The following is a 17,745-nucleotide window of genomic DNA, read 5'->3' as shown; positions in this document are numbered from 1 at the left end:
GGGGGCACAATGACTACCATTAATCATTACAAAGCGATCGTGTTTATTATCTTACGTTGGGCAGTACCGTTTCTCATTCTGATTGGAGCCTTTGTTGTGAGCCAGCAGTTGGGTAAAATGAGCAGAATTGCACAACATCAAAATCCTATACCGGTTCGGGTGATGCAACCTGAGTTTGGAGATCTGGTGCGTACGTTAACTATAAATGGCTATGTAGAATCGGAGACAATAGTTACAGTGCTGCCCCTGGTGTCGGGTGTACTCCAGGAGCTTACTGTTGATGTTGGAGACCGGGTAAAACGGGACCAGATTATTGCCCGTATAGATCCTGAACGGTTCTTACTGCAATTGAAACAGGCAGAGACGGCATATCTTTCAACTAAGTCCACCTATGAGCGGATTTCCCAATTGTACAAAGCCGACGCTACCAGTACTCTCAATTTTGAACAAGCTAAGGCTCAATATGAGACCTATCAATCCCAATATGAATTAGCCAAATTACAGCTTGAATATACCAGAATTAAAAGTCCTATGGATGGGGTAGTATTACAGCGGCATCTCAGCGTAGGATCCCTAGCTGTGCCAGAGCGGCCCTTACTTACCATAGCGGATCTGAACAATCTGCTGATTCGTTGTCAGATTCCAGAACATTATTATACACTTTTTCTGGAATCCTGGCAGGATGGAAGTTCAAAGCTCAGAATTTCGATTCGACGAAGTGATGGACTTATCTTGTCTGGTAAGTTGCGCAGTGTCAGCCCCTATATCAAGATAGAAACTAAAAACTTTGAAGCAGTTATTTCAGTCGCCTCCGGTGTTGAAGACCTACGTCCGGGAATGTTTGTGACGAACACCTTTGAATTATCCCGGATTCGGGATGTATATACGCTCCCATTCTCCGCTCTGGCTGGAGGAAACCGTCTCTGGTATGTGGAAGATGGCCGAGCAAAACGGTCGGAAATTACAATAACTGAAAGTAATGATGCCTTCTTTGTTGTTACTCCTGAATGGAAAGAACGGGATGTGATTGTGGAAGGCTGGTATTTCCTGAGAGAAGGCAGTCCTGTGGTTGTAAATCCATGATACTCTCTGACTTTTCGGTTAAACATCCTGCAATTATTGTGATCCTTTTAGCCGGTCTCTTTGTGTTTGCCATGCTCGCTCTGGGGGCTCTCAATACGGAGATGATACCCCCGGTTACCATGCCGAAGGCCATTATCATTACCCGACTTCCCGGTGCAGGAGCCAGGGAAATGGAACGGGATGTTACCCGGGTAATTGAAAACCAGATGGCAACCCTGCCAGGACTTTCAGAACTGAGTTCATCAAGCTATGCGTCTTATTCTTCGGTTACCTTGTCTTTTAACGCTTCGGTAAACGTCCGGGACAAACTTCCCCAAATTCGGGAACTATTGAACGGTATACTCGATGAACTTCCGGAAAATATTGATGGAGCCCCGGTCATCTATATTATGGAGGCTGGCTCCTTCCTGCCTATTTTCTCGGTACGCATTGACAGCTCCATGGATCTGGAACAGCTGACTACTTTTCTTGAAGAACGCCTTGAGCCAGATCTCGCTCGAATTGATGGGGTCTCAAAAATAAACCTGGTGGGGGGTATTCACCAGGAAGCTCGCATTACCTTGAGGCTTGATGATCTGGTATCCCGGAGACTTTCAGCGCTCCAGGTGTACCAGGCCCTTCAGTATAATAATCGAAATATTCCCGCTGGCGCTGCCCAGTTTCGAGAACGGGAATTATCATTTACTGCAGCAGGCGCACTGGAAAATCTGGAGGATCTTGTAAACCTTACAGTGGGCTTTGTAGATACTACCCCCATTTACCTCAAAGATGTGGCCACGGTTTCTCTGGTTCAGGAAAAGCAGGAATTTCGTGTCCGGTCAGGAGGTAAAAACTATGTGATGGTCGATATTTTAAAGCGGGATGAAGGGAACACCCTCAAGATTGCAGGGGAAGCAAAAAAGGTTCTCGATGAAGTTCGAGAGGAGACCAACGGAACCGTCACCTATCAGATCATTAGTGATCAGAGTGAGACAACCCGCCAGTCCTTGAAAACGGTTGTTTTCTCAGCTGTAAGCGGTCTTCTTTTAACCATTTTAGTCATTTTACTAGTACTGCACAACTTTCGGGCCACCCTTATTATTAGTCTCTCCATTCCCCTATCTATCCTTTTTGCCATCCTTGGGCTCTTTGCTGCAGGCCGCTCTCTGAATCTGCTCTCCCTGTCAGGTATGACTGTGGCAATCGGTATGATTGTGGATAACTCGATTGTTGTTCTGGAAACGACCTACCGGAAGTTTATGCAGAGCAGAGATCGTAAAGACGCAGCCCGAAAAGGAGCCGATGAACTGGGATCGGCGGTGTTAGCTTCTACATTGACCAGTATCTGCGTTTTTGCGCCGCTCCTCTTTTTAAAGGGTATCATCGGGATTATCATGAATGACCTATCCCTGGCAATTATCTTTGCCCTGGCGGCCAGTGCCCTTGTGGCGGTTGTGGTGGTTCCCTGGTTATCTTCTCTTATATTAGCCGATGAAGACACCCTGAAACGTCCCCTCATAGTTACTCGTATCGAAAAGGCCATAGACCGGGTACTGGAATGGCTCGAAGGTCTCTATCGCAAGTTGTTAACTTGGGTTTTAGCCCATGAACTGTTTACGATAGTTCTCTCCATGGCTCTTCTAGTGGGGTCGCTCTTCTTTATCAGTGCCCTTAAAATCAGCTTTCTGCCGCCGACGGACACCGGTGAGATTGAACTCTATATTCAGACGCCCCTGGGCTATTCTCTCGATAATACCACCGCCAAGGTTGATGAACTGGACCGTCGGGTGCAGGCCTTAGTCCCGGAACTGGAAGCTGCTGTGTACTATGTGGGGGCCAGCAGTTCTGTCACGGTTTCCGGTTCTCCAAACCTGGCCTACGGCAAGCTCAGGCTTGTACCGAACGAGAAGCGGAAACGAACCGTACAGGAACTTATTCCCCATTTGCAGAAAACCCTCTCGGAATCTATCCCCGATGTGGATGTTACAGTCCTGAATGGCGGCTTTGACGCTCTCCTTGCCTTAGGTACCGGCGGACAGGGATTTCAGATGGAAATCTATGGATCAGACCTGGAAGCGGTGACTACAACTGCCAGTCTGGTCCAGTCCATACTGGACAAGGACACCGATGTATTTAAGACTGAGCTGTCGGTGAGGAGTGATGCAGAACAACTCTATATGGATTTAAGTCAGCTTTATATGGGGAGCCTCGGGGTTACCCCTTATGAGGCAGGTATCACAAGCCGTATTCTTTTTTCTGGTATGAAATCGGGGAAGCTCAAGCTAGGAACAAAGGATTACACCCTCAGGCTTACTTCCGATGCAGCAGACAGGCCCATCAACCAGGACCTTCTGAATCAAATTACCCTGAAAACCCAGGATGGCCGGCTCATCAGTTTTTCGGCCTTTTCCAGCCTGGACGCCCGGCAAAGCCTTTCCTGTATTGATCGGAAAAACAGGACCTTTTCTGTGGAAGTTCGAGGCTATTTAAAATCGGAGGACCAATCGGGGGTAAGCCGCCGAACCCTTGCTGCCCTGGAATCGATGAAACTGCCCCTGGGGATCAAGTACCGGACCGCCGGCACGAGCGCTCTAATTGGTGAATCCCTCTCAAGCCTCAGTCTTATGCTGCTCATCAGTATCTTCCTTATTTACTCAGTCATGGTCATTCAATTTGAACGGTTCGTACAGCCCCTCATTATCATGGCATCGATCCCTTTCTGCCTCATCGGAGTAGTCTTTGGGCTTCTCATCTTTAATTCAGGCCTTTCTATAATTGCCATGCTGGCTATTATTGCCCTGGGGGGTACCGTTGTGAATAATGCTATCGTCATGGTGGATTATACGAACCAGCTCCGCACTGGGGGTGTGCAGGACCTTCGCACTGCCATCATCGATGGGGCCGCAACCCGGCTCAGGCCTATTCTGATGACCGCCATGACTACCCTTTTTGGTGTTTTGCCGATGGCGCTGGCCCACGGTAATGGGTCTGAAGTCTATGCTCCCCTAGGACAGGCCATTTTTGGTGGACTTTTCACGAGTACCCTGATAACACTACTTATTATTCCAATCCTTTATGAACGCTTGGAAGGGCGTGTTATTAATGTTCATGGTTAATTTACTCAGCCAACTCTAAATCGGAGCATGTTCCAGGAATATGCCGAAAGATGCACTGCGAAGCTGGATGCAGCAGCATCCTTCGGTGTTACCTGCCGGGGTTTAACCCGATCCGGGTGTTCAAAATCGTTACAGGCATTCAGGTCGGGCCCATCGAGAATCTGGTGTTCTAGGAAGGAAAGTTTTCCGAAGGATCTGAAGTCAAGGTCCAGATGAAGTGGTTCTTTGCTCCGGTTCAGCACAAAGACGGTGAGCTCAGCCTTTTCTTCATTATAAACGGTAGCTGAATGTACCAGAGGAGCGGCATCATAGCTCTTGGTTCCTTGCTGGTCACCGCGGATGAGGGGGTGCAGAACCGTGCCCATACCGTAATGGGCTGCCATGGCAAAGGGATAGAAGGTTGTCTGACGCAGTACCCTGCCGCCCTTTTCAGTAAAGATCGGTGCAATGACATTGACCAGTTGAGCAAGGGCTGCCATCTGAACCCGGTCAGCATTGTTGATCAGGGTGATAAGCATGCCCCCCACAACCAGCGCATCGAGAAGGGAATACCGGTCTTCCAGGATTGCTGGAGCCTGTTCCCAGGGCTGGAGTTTTACCTGCTTCATATACCAGACATTCCATTCATCAAAGGAAAGCATCATGGTCTTTTTGCTGCGTACCTTTGCTTTTACATAGTCGGCGGTAGCGGCTACACTGCGGATAAACCGATCCATATCAATATAGGAAGCAAGAAAATCATCATTGTCACCGAGGTTTTCATAGTACCGGTGGAGGGAAATGAAATCTGCCTGCTCATAGGTATATTCAAGGACCGTGCGGTCCCATTCGGGGAATGTGGGCATTCCTGGCCCCGAACTGCCGGCAACAACCAGTTTTAGGTCCGGATCGATCCATTTCATAATTTTGGCGGTTTCTCTGGCTTTTTTTCCATAATCATCGGCTTCCAGATGACAGATTTGCCAGGGACCGTCCATTTCATTACCCAGACACCATACCTTGATATTGTGGGGCTTCTGGTGCCCATACTTGATGCGCAGATCGCTCCAATAGGAACCTGAAGGATGATTGCAATATTCAACAAGATTGCCCGCTTCCTGAGGCGTGCCGGTTCCGAGATTTACTGCCGCCATGACCTCTGTTTGAGCTTTTCTACACCAGTCGACAAATTCATCAATCCCAAATTCATTGGTTTCTATAGATTTCCAGGATAACTCAAGCCGTCGTTTTCGCTGATCCTTAGGCCCTATGCCATCGACCCAATTATAACCGGAAACAAAATTGCCTCCCGGATATCGCACAATCTTTACTCCCAGTTCTTGTACAAGCTCCAATACATCGGTTCTGAAGCCCTGTTCATCTGCATTGGGGTGTCCGGGCTCATAAATACCTGAATAAACTGCCCGTCCCAGATGCTCAATAAAGGAACCATAAATGTTTTTATCTACCGATGCGATCCGGTAATCCTTATCAACGATGATTGTAGCTTTTGCCATCCACCTGCTCCTAACACTGATGTACTTGAGGTGCTTCTAAAAACAGATAGTGTCTTTAGAGATATCCTATAATAACCTGAAGCAAAGATTATGTCAAACATTAAATATGATATGTATCAGTATTAGTGAATGCTTTTCCAGTGCCCATTGTCCTAATAAGTAACATTTGTTATTCTTGTAAAGATATGGAATCCCATGAACCCTATGTAATTGTCAACACGCTTGAAAACCAGGATATCATTCTAGCGCTGGGATCAGAAATACGGCTCTCTATCATCAACCTATTGATTGATAAAAAATTGAATATTAATGAAATCGCCCAGGCTCTGAAGCTTCCCCAATCTACGGTGGCCACCAATGTGGCTGTTCTTGAGAAGGCTGGCCTTTTGCATACTGAACTGATCAGTGCAAAGAAGGGGAATCAGAAACGCTGTACCACTGCATATAAAGAAATTCTGGTCCAATTTCGTTCACCTCAACAGGTACAGGAATCGGCAATCGAGGTGGAAATGCCGATTGGTCTTTATACGGCCTTTCATGTCTCTCCTCCCTGCGGCTTGTGTTCCCCAACGGGTATTGTTGGCTACCTGGATGTCCCTGATTCGTTTCTCAACCCTGAACGGATGGCTGCAGGGCTTCTCTGGTTTGAAACCGGTTATGTGGAATATCAATTTCCCAATAACAGCCTTTATACTGAGAAGCCGGTACAGGCCCTTGAGTTGAGTGCAGAACTGTCTTCCGAAACACCGGGGACCAACAGCAATTGGAAGTCTGATATCACCCTTTGGGTTAATTCCATAGAAATTGGTACCTGGACAAGCCCCGGCGACTTTGGGGATCGGCGAGGGAAATATACCCCCGACTGGTGGAAGCTGGAAGGTTCTCAATATGGTCTGTTACCAAAATGGCGAATTACCGATACAGGCTCCTATGTGGATGATGTGTTGATATCCTCTGTAACCTTACAGGACCTGCATCTCAACGATCATCATTCAATACGCGTTCGAATCGGGGTTAAAGAGGATGCGCTTCATCCCGGTGGGATAAACATTTTTGGACGTGGTTTTGGTGATTATAATCAGGCAATCCTGCTCAAGCTCTATTTGTAAATCAAAGGGGAAGTCATGCCCACAGGGAACCAATGCCTGCATGCCACCAATTGGGGCCATTCCCCGCATCGGCCCTGTGTGTTATCGTTTTGCGGGTCTGAAAAATCCAAAAAGACTGCCGCAGAAACCTCCCACGATGTGGGCAAATTCTGATATATTATTACTTGTAAAAGAATTAAAAATTTCACGGCCCAGATAAAGGGTTAATACCAGAATAAAGGTGAGGGGGATTTCGCCCTGTCTGAAGTTGGTAAATGAGGCCAGCAGTATCATCATGAATACCACCCCGCTGGCACCGAGCAGGGCCGTGGGAAGTAAAAATGCATTAAGAATTCCCGTTACAAAAGCGGTTACCGCAATCATAAAAAACAAAGAAAGGGAGCCATAGGTTTCTTCGAGAATTGGTCCGATGAGCAGAATGAATGAAAAATTAGATATCAGATGGGTCCAGTTGGCATGTCCAATCACATGGGTAAAAATCCTGACCCAATTAACAATATCCCGGGGATTAAACTGATGTTTCCCCGGCACCATGAAAAGGGATGTGGTCAGGCTCGGAAGCAGGGTCTGGCTTAAGATGAGTACAAGGGCGCTCGTAAATGCATAGGTTAATACGGTGGGTGCATTGTACTTAATATGCATGATATACCTACCTTACAACTATTTCTATGGGACAATGATCTGAACCGGTAACTTCCGGCCTAATGATTGATCTTTGTACTTCAGGCTGAAAAGCCTCGTTGACACAATGGTAGTCAATACGCCAGCCTATGTTCCGTTCCCGGGCTCTCGTACGGTAGGACCACCAGGTATAATGGCCCCCTTCACCAGGATGTTCAGCCCGGAAGGTATCCACATAACCCGCAAAAAGGAATTTGGTCATCCATGCCCGTTCTTCCGGCAGGTAGCCCGGATTTTCCTCATTGTCTTCCGGACGGGCCAGGTCTATGGGGGTATGGGCTATATTATAGTCTCCACAGAGAATGATATTTTTCCCCGACTGGACAAGCTTGTTACAGGTTTCCAGCATGGCGTCACAGAATGCGAGCTTGTAATCCAGCCGCGCTCCTGCTTCCTGGGAATTGGGAAAATAGGCGCTGATAAGGGTAAAACGATCGAAATCGGCAATAAGGACCCGGCCTTCATCATCAAAATCCTTAATTCCCATGGTCCGTATGTTCAAGGGTTCAATTCTTGAGTAGATAGCAGTACCCGAATATCCGGCTTTCTTGGCAGAAGCCCAGTAGGATTTGTAGGGTTTCCCTTCCGCATCAACAGGTTCAAGCAGTTCCGGCGAGAGCTGTCCTGGATGGGCCTTGGTTTCCTGAATACATACCACATCGGCCGATTCATCCCGCATCCATTGAACAAATCCTTTTTTTTCCACCGCCCGCAGGCCATTCACGTTCCAGGAAAGTATACGCATTGTGATTGAACTATAGGAAAAAAAAGATGTCTCCGCAAGGGTTTTGGTAACGAGGTATTTGTAGCCAAGGCAGGCAAACCCTGGGCACGCCTGGTACCCCTTGAAAAAAAGCGGAACGAGTCCCTGGTCGATATCATGATGGACCAGGGGATGACTTTTTTAAACCATTGCCAGAGGATGAATTACAGGCATGGGAATCATGACCTATTTACTTGATACCTGTACACTGCTCTGGTGGTGGTCAGATCCTGGACGCCTCTCACCACGGGTTTTGTCCCTTATTAAGGATCGGGAGAACCCTTGTCTTGTGAGTGTGGCCTCAGCCTGGGAAGTAGCAACGAAATATCGTATAGGCAAGTATCCTCAAGGATTTCTGGTTATCACTGACTGGGAGCAACGAGTATGGGAAGATGGATTCATTGAGTTCCCCATCAGTTGGTCACATGCTCTTAAAGCTGGATCCTTACCCGGAGAACATCGGGACCCCTTTGATCGGATGATTGCGGCCCAGGCTATAATATCAAACATCTCTGTCCTCACCTGTGATTCTGCCATAGCTGGGCTCGGAGCAATGACTGTTTGGTAAGGCTTTACCAGGGAAGTGGATGTCCTTTCCATTCATCAACCCGTTGTATTATCATCTTTTTTTAGCTATCTTTATTGATAGAATAATGAGGGGATGATGGATGTCTAAACGCATGAGTTTGGGTACCCTTTTAAAGCCAAAACAGGAACAGAAACTGCAGGAACCAGAGCAATACCAGGTGGTACTGCTTAATGATGACTATACCACCATGGACTTTGTAGTTGCTGTTTTAATAATGGTGTTTCACAAGGATGAGATGGAAGCCCAACGGATCATGCTGGATGTTCATAAAAAGGGCAGGGGGGTGGTTGGAATGTATCCCTGGGATATAGCGATCACCAAGGCTGAGCAGGTGCACAGTCTAGCCCGGCAATCCGAATTCCCCCTTCGTTGTGTTGTAGAAAAAGCTTAAGCTTAAGAGGAGTTTTGTATGCAAATCAGCCGCCATGTGCAGGCTATAATCAATGCCGCTTATAATGAAGCCAAGGTTCGGAATCACGAATATTTAACCCCCGAACATGTGCTTTATGCCGCCCTGGCCTTTGAGGAGGTTCAGCAGGTTCTGCTCGCCTGCGGTGCGGATCTGAACCAGATAAAAAGCGGTATGGAAAACTATTTTGAGCAGAAAGTTCCGGTGGTCCAGAACATGGAACCTACCCAGACGGTGGGGTTTCAGAGCGTACTTGAACGGGCGGTACTCCAAAGCCAATCGGCCCAAAAAAAAGAACTCGATGTGGCTGATATTCTCGTGTCCCTCTATGATGAGGAGCGTAATTACTGTGCCTATTATCTGCGTAAAGCCGGTGTAAAACGGATTGACCTTCTTGAGGTGCTTTCCCATGGGATCCGTTTTGGGGATGAATCGGAAGAGGAGGGGGATAATGGGGACCCAGCCGCTTCAGGCTCATGGAAAGAAAAAAATGAAGAGAACGGAGAAGATGCAGAGGCTGATAGCGGTATCGAGGCTGAACCGCGCATGCGGCCGGCCCGTAAGAGTGCCCTAGAGCGGTTTACTACTGACCTGACTGCCCTGGCTCGGGAGGGCAAGCTCGAGCCTGTGATTGGCCGGGAACACGAACTGGATCGAACGGTCCAGGTCCTGTGCCGCCGCCTGAAAAATAATCCCATCCATGTGGGGGATTCCGGTGTGGGGAAAACCGCCATTACCGAGGGGCTTGCCCAGCGAATTGTGGCAGGCAATGTGCCGCCGACCTTGAGGGGATTTTCAATCTACGCTTTGGACATGGGTGCCCTTGTGGCAGGAACCAAGTACCGGGGTGATTTTGAGGAACGAATTAAGAAGGTGGTGGATGAAATCCTGAAAAAAGAAAAGGCCATCCTTTTTATTGATGAAATTCACACCCTGGTGGGTGCCGGTGCGACTTCAGGGGGCTCCCTGGATGCCTCGAATTTACTGAAACCTGCGCTGACCTCAGGCAAGATTCGCTGTATTGGCTCCACAACCCACGAAGAATACACCAAGTATTTCGATAAGGACCGGGCGCTTTCGCGCCGGTTCCAGAAAATTGATATAAACGAGCCCAGTGAGGCCGATGCGATTGCGATTCTTAAGGGGCTCCGGCACAAATATGAAGAATTCCACCGCGTTCGCTATACCGATGCGGCCCTCGAAACGGCGGTGCGCCTCTCTGCCCAGTTTATCACCGAGCGGCGTCTTCCCGATAAGGCCATCGATGTGATCGATGAGGCCGGTGCCTTTGCCCGGATCCAGGCCTTTAAGGCTCGGGAAAATCAGGATGCAGAGACAGCGGGGGAAGTCCGGGTAGACACCAATGTCCCCACCACCGCAGAATCTCAGGCAGAGGCCCAGACAGATACAGAGGCAGCCTTTGCCCCTGAAAACCTGGATGCTCTGCCTATTATAGAGATTGATGTTCCTCAGATCGAAACTGTGGTAGCCCGGATTGCCCGGATTCCCGAACGCACGGTTGGAGAAAATGAAAAGGATAAGCTCCGGTTCCTCGAAAGCCGCCTCAAGGAGCGAATCTTCGGCCAGGATGCGGCGGTCGAAGCCGTCGTTCGGGCGGTAAAACGATCCCGGGCTGGATTCCGTGCTCCCAATAAGCCCATTGCCAATTTCCTCTTTGTTGGTCCTACGGGGGTAGGTAAAACTGAGCTCGCCCGGAGTCTGGCGGATGTGTTGGGCATTGCCATGCATCGCTTTGATATGAGTGAATATCAGGAAAAGCATACCGTGAGCAGGCTTATTGGGTCTCCTCCCGGGTATGTGGGATATGAAGAGGGCGGGCTCTTAACCGATGCGGTTCGCAAGCAGCCCCATGCGGTGGTTCTGCTGGACGAAATAGAAAAGGCCCATCCGGATATCTTCAACATACTTTTACAGATTATGGACTATGCTACATTGACCGACAACAACGGCAGAAAAGCCGACTTCCGCAATGTGGTGCTTATCATGACCAGCAATGCCGGTGCCCGGGATATCGGCAAAAGCCTCATTGGTTTTGGGGAACGGATCCTCGATGAGGCGGTGGTGGATGGGGCGGTAGAGCGGATCTTTACCCCCGAATTCCGAAACCGCCTGGATGCGGTGGTCCGCTTTGGCCACCTGAACCAGGACATTGTGGCATCCATAGTCCGCAAGGAATTGGACGCCTTCAGGATGCAGTTGGCTGAAAAGCAGGTTGTGCTGGAAGTGACCGAGACCTGTATCATGCAGCTTGCTAAGGATGGATACAGTCGTGAATTCGGCGCACGCAATGTGAGCAGACTAATAGAAGATAAAATTAAGAGCTTCTTTGTAGATGAGGTCCTCTTTGGCCGGCTTGCCTCTGGCGGAGTGGCCCGCGCAGACTGGTCCAACGGTGCATACCGTATCGAGGTGGTTTCCTAAATGGGGTATTGGCGCGGGCCCGGTCCGGACCCGCATTTTCCCTATCTGACCGAGGAAGAACGCTTTACCTTTCCCGATCCCGAACACTGTGACGACTGGATTGTGGCTGTCGGGGGCAACCTTTCACCGGGGATGCTCCTCTCTGCCTATGAACAGGGAATATTCCCCTGGTACAATCCGGAGGACCCCCTCATCTGGCAATCTCCCGATCCCCGCTTTGTGATTTATCCTGAGACCCTCCATATCTCTGAATCGATGCGAAAAATCTTTAAAAAAGGAATGTTTACCATCCGGTTCGATACCAATTTCGAAGAGGTCATTCACGGTTGCGGTTCTGTTCCGAGGCCTGGTCAGGGAGGTACCTGGATAACCGATGATATTATAGAAGCCTATACAAGGTTGCACCATCTCGGCTGGGCTCACAGTGCGGAAGCCTATCTCGAAGGGGAGCTGGTAGGCGGCTGTTATGGGTTACGGCTCGGGAACGTATTCTGCGGTGAATCCATGTTTGCCCGGTATCCGAACGCCTCCAAAGCGGCCTTTTTAACACTTGCAAAAAACCTATTCGAGGATGGACTGGACTTTATAGATTGCCAGGTACCCACCCCGCATCTCCAGAGTTTAGGCGGTCAGGAACTGGACCGCAGCTCCTTCTTACAACTTTTACAAAAGGCCCTTTCAGTGAGGGAGATACTCGGCCGGGATACGGCGGACCGGCGCGGTTCCTGGGCTGACCGCTATACAGAAATACAATAGCCTTTCAGCGTCCCTCATGGTACAATAAATACATGCGGAAAAACTGGTTAAGTCTCGTGTTACTTATCATCTTTAGTATCGCCCTCACCATTACGACGGGCTTAAATATTATGCTTATCGGGAAAAGCCGGGAGGTACTAGGTAGATCGGTATTGAGGAATCCAGGGACACTCAAAACAGTAAAAAAGCACCTTATAGCCATATTGCCAGCAATTTCAGATCCCTTTTTCATTAACCTGTATTATGGGATTCAACAGGGAGCTACCAAAGAGTCAGCAGGATTGGAACTGTTAACCTATTCCTCAGATGTAGAGGTCAGCCAATCCTTCCTTTCCGCTGAAGCCTACCGTTTATTTGACATTGCCCTGCGTTCAAAACCCGATGGGATACTTATGTATTTTCCTCCGGGAAGCGATATAAAAGGCTTTACTGACAAGGCCAGGGAAAAACTGGTCCCTTTTGTACCTATTGCTATGGACCAGCCAGTACAGGGAATCCCGGCCCTCGTAACAAGCGATTCCTTTATCCAGGGATCGGAAGCGGTAAGTACTGCCCTGGGTCTTCTCGGAAAAGATGCACGAATCGGTGTTATTTTGCCTGCAGGGAATCCCAATTCCTTTATTATCTCAGAAGAACCCTTCCTTAATGGGGCCATTTTTGAATTGAACAGAAAACAGATGGGGAAGATTGTAACCGCTGAACGGGAAGAGGAGAATATACTTGGTGGGGAAGCGGTCTGTACTAGCATGATTGAACGCTACCCTGAATTGAACTGTTTTATCTGCACCAATGCCCGCAGTACAGTTAGTGCTGCCCAGGTTATCATTGACCGAGGCCTGGTAGGTAAAATTGTGATCATTGGTGCCGATGAGGACCTGGATGTGGCACGGCTGCTTGAAAAGGGAATAATTCAGGCAACCATCGTACGGGATGCCATTAAGATGGGAGAGACCGCAGTACTCGCCCTTTCACAAGAGGGCATAACTTCTCAATTTGCACCTATCAGTAAGGTTTCTACGTATACAAAATATGGAAAGGCAACAAAATGATGCGACATCGCCTGCGGAACAGGATTGTGCTTAACTCTCTGGTTATACTCTTTATTCTTTCAATTGTTACAATATATACAGGAATTGCGTCTCTGGAGCTTGCTAAAAGTTTCGATCTTCTCTTACAGAATAATCTGGTTCTTAAGAATATCCGGAAGAATCTGGATGAAACCCAGAATAATCTTACCGCATACCTCCGAGCTAAAAATTCTGAATCCCTTAAAGACTATATCAGGTTTGCCTCCGATCTGCAGGTTCTGGCGGGCAAACTGAATCGGGAAATAAAGGATGATCAGCTCTTTTTACTGGAACGCAATCTGGCTGTTCTTCTAGACAATTACCTGGCTTCCACTGAAAACGCAGTGCAAGCAAAACGGGGCCGCAATGTCAGTAGTTATGTGAGCCAGTATGATGAAGCAAAAAAAATAGAAGGGCTTATTAAATTTTTGCTTGATAAAATGAACACCATCTATCTGGACGAAGCCCTTACATCCTTTATGGGATACCGGACTAATATCAATCTGGTTCTTTTTCTCAACCTACTGCTCATTGTTCTGGCATTTCTCGTAAGTTCTATCTTTATGATGCGGTATTCTTCGATCCTTACAGAACCTCTGGAACATCTTTCTGAGACGGTGAAGGCGGTAGAACGGGGTGATTATTCCTATAATCTGCCCCCCTACGAAGAGGATGATGAAATTGGTACGTTAAATCAGGCTTTTAAACGTATGCAGAAAAGCATTCAGAATGCCTTTGAAGAACTTAATAAAAAAGCTGAACTGGAGAAACTACTGCTCGAACAGAAAATGCAAATGCTCGACTATCAGCATAAATTGAAAGATGCGGAACTCCTGGCACTCCAGACCCAGATAAATCCCCATTTTCTCTATAATACCCTTTCTGCAGGCTGGCAGTTGGCCCTGGCCGAACATGATGAGACCACTGCGGAATTTCTTGAAAAATTAGCTGAGTTTATCCGCTATGTTCTTAGGCCAACAAACCGTTTCGTCCCTATCTCGGAAGAACTAGATTGTGTGAGTAAATATATCTGGCTTCTGAAGCTTCGTTTCGCCGAACGCTACCAATTTGCTATTCAGGTTGATGAACGGGCACTCTCTTATGAGACTCCTGCCCTCGTATTACAACCTCTTATTGAAAATGCCATTACCCACGGACTGCATGACCTTGAACAGGGTGGTACGGTAACCATCTCGGTAAGTTTGGATGAAAACACACGACAAATACTGCTCGCTGTTGCGGATACAGGCAAGGGAATGAAAAAAGAAGATATCGAAGAAGCCATGAAGGCCGCCAAGTTGGATGATACCGCAGAACATAGCGGTATCGGGCTCTTTAACGTTATTCGGCGAGTCACCCTTTCTACAGCCGGCAGGGGCCGGGTTTCGATAGAAAGTACGGAAGGGCAGGGGAGTAAGGTTATTCTCTATATTCCCATGGAGCTGCATGGATGAAACGAGTTCTTATTGTAGATGATGAACAACCGATTGTTATAGGGTTAACCCTGCTTTTTAAACGATATTTCTCTGAGGATTTTACCGTTGTAGGCAGTGCCTCTTCGGGGCGTGATGCGATAGAAAAAGCCCGGGAATTATCTCCGGACATTTTGCTCATGGATGTACAGATGCCAGGCATTTCCGGCCTGGAAGCGATTAAAACCATTGCAGGTCAGGGAAATCCCAAGGCGTTTATTCTCATCACAGCCTATGAACGTTTTGATATTGCCCGGGAAGCCCTGAGTTTGGGGGTATGTGATTATATTTTAAAACCCGTATCCAGGGAGCGGCTGGAAACAGCTCTGCAGTCCGCTACCCAGTATCTAGAACGGAGCAGAGAACTGGAAAAGCTCAGGCTCACATTAACTGAACAGGATCATCAATTAGCGCCCCTGATAAGAGATGCTTTTTTTTATCGAATAAAACATGGCTTAGAGTATGGACGGGAATTGTTTCTGATTAAAAAGGCCCTGAATCTGCAAACTGAGTGGGCTGTGATTCTTATTGCCTTTATTCGGTCCTCAGAGGATGAGCCATTACAAAGTCTTTTTAAAAGGCTTGCTGAGTATATCCAGTATAAAACCGAGGCTATCGGGGGCAGCCTTGAGGAAAACCAGTATTTGCCCATTGTAGTACCATTGAAGCATAAGGATGCCAATCTCCTTATGGATTGGATAGGCCGTTTTGAAACTGCCTTTGCTTTAGAAATACATCTGGGCCATATTGCCCTGTATCCCGGTGAGATCTTTCCTTTAGAGAATTTAACTCCTTCATGGAAATCCGCTTTGGCCCGTTATGTGCATCAAGGTAACATAAAAGAAGGAGACGAGCAGTTGCTCTGGCCCTTGAGTCTTGACCGGGAACTTATGATTGCACTTATGGATTCCAACTTAGGACAAGTACAACGGTTATATGAAGAAATTCTTAGCCGAATTCTTGCGAGGGGTATCAGTGAAACCCATAGTCTCTATCGGTTCCTCAGCATCCTTACCATGATTGTGGTACAAGTCTCTGAAAAGGCTTCGATTGCTGAACATGAAACTAAGGTATTACTCAATTACGAAGAGTTCCTGACACGCTGGAATGGGGGGCTGCTTTCCGCGTTTATTGAAAAAGCTCAAGATACTCTCAGAAGAATTATTGATAAGGCCAGAGAAAAGAAAAGCTTTTCTCCCACCTTAAAACGGGCTTTATTATACATGGAAAATCATTTTGCAGAGCCCATCAGTCTCGAACAGGTAGCGGATATGCTGGGGATTGCTCCCGCCAGCTTGTCCCGACTTTTTTCTGAAGAATTAGGGAATGGTTTTGCTCGAACATTGATTGAATACCGGTTAAAAAAAGCAAAGGAGCTTCTTGCTCAGGGTACTGTTTCGGTACGGGAAGTGAGTGTCGCCTGTGGGTATCAGGATCCAAACTATTTTACCCGCCTTTTTAAAAATTGGATTGGTATGACTCCCACTGAATATATGGATTTTCTAAAACAAAATCCTGAAGGAGTAGAGACGAAATGAAAAGAATACTCTTTGCCAGTGTGGTCGTATTTGTTGCTATCATCATGTCTGTTTCATGTACCAGAACTAATACCAACGGTGAAGGTTATAAACCTATCATTGGATTATCCCTTGATTCTCTTGTAGTAGAACGCTGGCGCCGGGATGTGGATAGCTTTACCAGGGCTGCTACAGATCTGGATGCGACAGTAAAACTACGGGTTGCTAATCAGGATGCGGATACCCAGATAGCCCAAATCAAGAACCTTGTAGATTCAGGCATTGATGTGCTGGTTGTTATTCCGAATCATGCGGATAAGTTGACAGAAGTCTGTCGTATGGTGGAGCGAAAAGGTATACCAGTTATTAGTTACGACCGTCTGGTGAATCGTGCGAATGTGGATCTCTATATTTCCTTTGATAATGTGCAGGTTGGGTACCTCATGGCTCATACCGCTCTTATGGCAAGACCAAAGGGAAACTATATTATTATAAACGGTGCAATCACTGACAATAATGCTTATATGATTAATCGAGGTTACCATGAAGTTCTGGGTCCCCAGATCGCCACAGGAACTATCCAACTGGTAAAGGAAATATGGCCTTCGGACTGGATCAGTGATGAGGTAAAATCCCGGTTTGAAATGCTCCTTTCGGAAGAGAAAAATATCGATGTAGTTCTTTGTGGCAATGATATGCTGGCAGAAACGGTGATTGGAGTGCTTTCTGAAAACAGAATGCTGGGCAAAACCCTGGTATTGGGGCAGGATGCGGAACTTTCAGCATGTCAGCGGGTTGCTGAAGAGAGTCAGTATGCAACCATTTATAAACCAATTGAAAAATTATCGTTAAAAGCTGCTGCCCTGGCGGTAATGCTAGCAAAGGGTGAAAAACTTCCCGCCACCGAAACTATTAATGATGGATTGTATGAAGTTCCCTATGTAAAACTGGAACCAATACTGGTTACCAAAGAGAGCTTGGAGGCTACAGTTATAAAGGATGGTTTCCATCAGCGTGAAGATGTTTTCAGAAATGTCTCAAATCATTAATCCATAATAAAGAAGCACCTCGTTTGCATGCGAATAGGACATTATTGACCAGATTTAATGTTAAAAAAGTGCTATTACTAAAGAAACTTATAAAAACTTAAAAAATACTAGCATAATGTAAATTCTTTCTTGCTGCAGGATGTAGTAAATCGAGGGACACTAATGCTCGGTAGGGGTAGTAAGATCTGCCTGCCACTGCAGTTCCTAGTAACTGCAG

Annotated in this window: 14 protein-coding genes; 11 read left to right on the top strand and 3 right to left on the bottom strand. The window is 47.3% G+C overall.

Annotated elements, in window-relative coordinates:
• Window positions 1–9 precede the first annotated feature (9 nt).
• Both SPICA_RS10270 and SPICA_RS10265 read left to right on the top strand, forming a co-directional pair.
• Entirely contained in the window at window positions 10–1,083 is a 1,074-nt protein-coding gene (locus SPICA_RS10270; RefSeq protein WP_013969440.1) for an efflux RND transporter periplasmic adaptor subunit, read from the top strand.
• Entirely contained in the window at window positions 1,080–4,178 is a 3,099-nt protein-coding gene (locus SPICA_RS10265; RefSeq protein ID WP_013969439.1) for an efflux RND transporter permease subunit, read from the top strand. Before SPICA_RS10270 ends, SPICA_RS10265 begins: the two co-directional genes overlap by 4 nt.
• A gap of 5 nt (window positions 4,179–4,183) precedes the next feature.
• Here SPICA_RS10265 and arfA read toward each other — a convergent pair whose 3' ends face one another.
• Window positions 4,184–5,674, bottom strand: a complete 1,491-nt coding sequence (gene arfA, locus SPICA_RS10260; RefSeq protein ID WP_013969438.1) for an arabinosylfuranosidase ArfA — start codon at window positions 5,672–5,674, stop codon at window positions 4,184–4,186.
• Between the two features lie 185 nt (window positions 5,675–5,859).
• On the opposite strand from arfA, the gene SPICA_RS10255 reads away from it, so the two are divergent.
• Complete coding sequence (locus SPICA_RS10255) at window positions 5,860–6,783, top strand: ArsR/SmtB family transcription factor (RefSeq protein ID WP_013969437.1); 924 nt, start codon at window positions 5,860–5,862, stop codon at window positions 6,781–6,783.
• Between the two features lie 81 nt (window positions 6,784–6,864).
• Here SPICA_RS10255 and SPICA_RS10250 read toward each other — a convergent pair whose 3' ends face one another.
• Both SPICA_RS10250 and SPICA_RS10245 read right to left on the bottom strand, forming a co-directional pair.
• The gene (locus SPICA_RS10250; RefSeq protein ID WP_013969436.1) at window positions 6,865–7,425 is read right to left on the bottom strand and encodes a rhomboid family intramembrane serine protease; all 561 of its coding nucleotides are present in this window, start codon (window positions 7,423–7,425) and stop codon (window positions 6,865–6,867) included.
• 7 nt (window positions 7,426–7,432) lie between these two features.
• Entirely contained in the window at window positions 7,433–8,209 is a 777-nt protein-coding gene (locus SPICA_RS10245; protein ID WP_013969435.1) for an exodeoxyribonuclease III, read from the bottom strand.
• A 190-nt stretch (window positions 8,210–8,399) separates the two neighbouring features.
• On the opposite strand from SPICA_RS10245, the gene SPICA_RS10240 reads away from it, so the two are divergent.
• The 8 genes from SPICA_RS10240 (at window position 8,400) to SPICA_RS10205 (ending at window position 17,528) form a co-directional block, all read left to right on the top strand.
• Window positions 8,400–8,795, top strand: coding sequence for a type II toxin-antitoxin system VapC family toxin (locus SPICA_RS10240; RefSeq protein WP_013969434.1), 396 nt, complete (start codon window positions 8,400–8,402; stop codon window positions 8,793–8,795).
• 100 nt (window positions 8,796–8,895) lie between these two features.
• Entirely contained in the window at window positions 8,896–9,207 is a 312-nt protein-coding gene (clpS, locus tag SPICA_RS10235) for an ATP-dependent Clp protease adapter ClpS (protein ID WP_013969433.1), read from the top strand.
• Between the two features lie 18 nt (window positions 9,208–9,225).
• Window positions 9,226–11,667 carry an ATP-dependent Clp protease ATP-binding subunit ClpA gene (gene clpA, locus SPICA_RS10230; RefSeq protein ID WP_013969432.1) on the top strand — a complete coding sequence of 814 codons (2,442 nt, stop codon included), beginning with the start codon at window positions 9,226–9,228 and terminating at the stop codon, window positions 11,665–11,667.
• Entirely contained in the window at window positions 11,668–12,423 is a 756-nt protein-coding gene (aat, locus tag SPICA_RS10225) for a leucyl/phenylalanyl-tRNA--protein transferase (RefSeq protein WP_013969431.1), read from the top strand.
• Window positions 12,424–12,455: 32 nt separating this feature from the next.
• Window positions 12,456–13,472: a substrate-binding domain-containing protein gene (locus SPICA_RS10220; protein WP_013969430.1), complete on the top strand. Its 1,017-nt coding sequence runs from the start codon at window positions 12,456–12,458 to the stop codon at window positions 13,470–13,472.
• On the top strand, window positions 13,469–14,944 hold the full coding sequence (locus tag SPICA_RS10215) for a sensor histidine kinase (protein WP_041396213.1): 1,476 nt from the start codon (window positions 13,469–13,471) through the stop codon (window positions 14,942–14,944). Before SPICA_RS10220 ends, SPICA_RS10215 begins: the two co-directional genes overlap by 4 nt.
• On the top strand, window positions 14,941–16,500 hold the full coding sequence (locus tag SPICA_RS10210) for a response regulator (protein ID WP_013969428.1): 1,560 nt from the start codon (window positions 14,941–14,943) through the stop codon (window positions 16,498–16,500). Before SPICA_RS10215 ends, SPICA_RS10210 begins: the two co-directional genes overlap by 4 nt.
• Complete coding sequence (locus SPICA_RS10205) at window positions 16,497–17,528, top strand: substrate-binding domain-containing protein (protein ID WP_013969427.1); 1,032 nt, start codon at window positions 16,497–16,499, stop codon at window positions 17,526–17,528. Before SPICA_RS10210 ends, SPICA_RS10205 begins: the two co-directional genes overlap by 4 nt.
• Window positions 17,529–17,745: the final 217 nt, after the last annotated feature.

This window comes from Gracilinema caldarium DSM 7334 (genome assembly GCF_000219725.1).
In the GTDB taxonomy this organism is placed as follows: Bacteria; Spirochaetota; Spirochaetia; order Treponematales; family Breznakiellaceae; genus Gracilinema; species Gracilinema caldarium.
The sequence above is the reverse complement of the archived record's forward strand: the minus strand, read 5'-3'. Positions and strand labels throughout refer to the sequence as shown.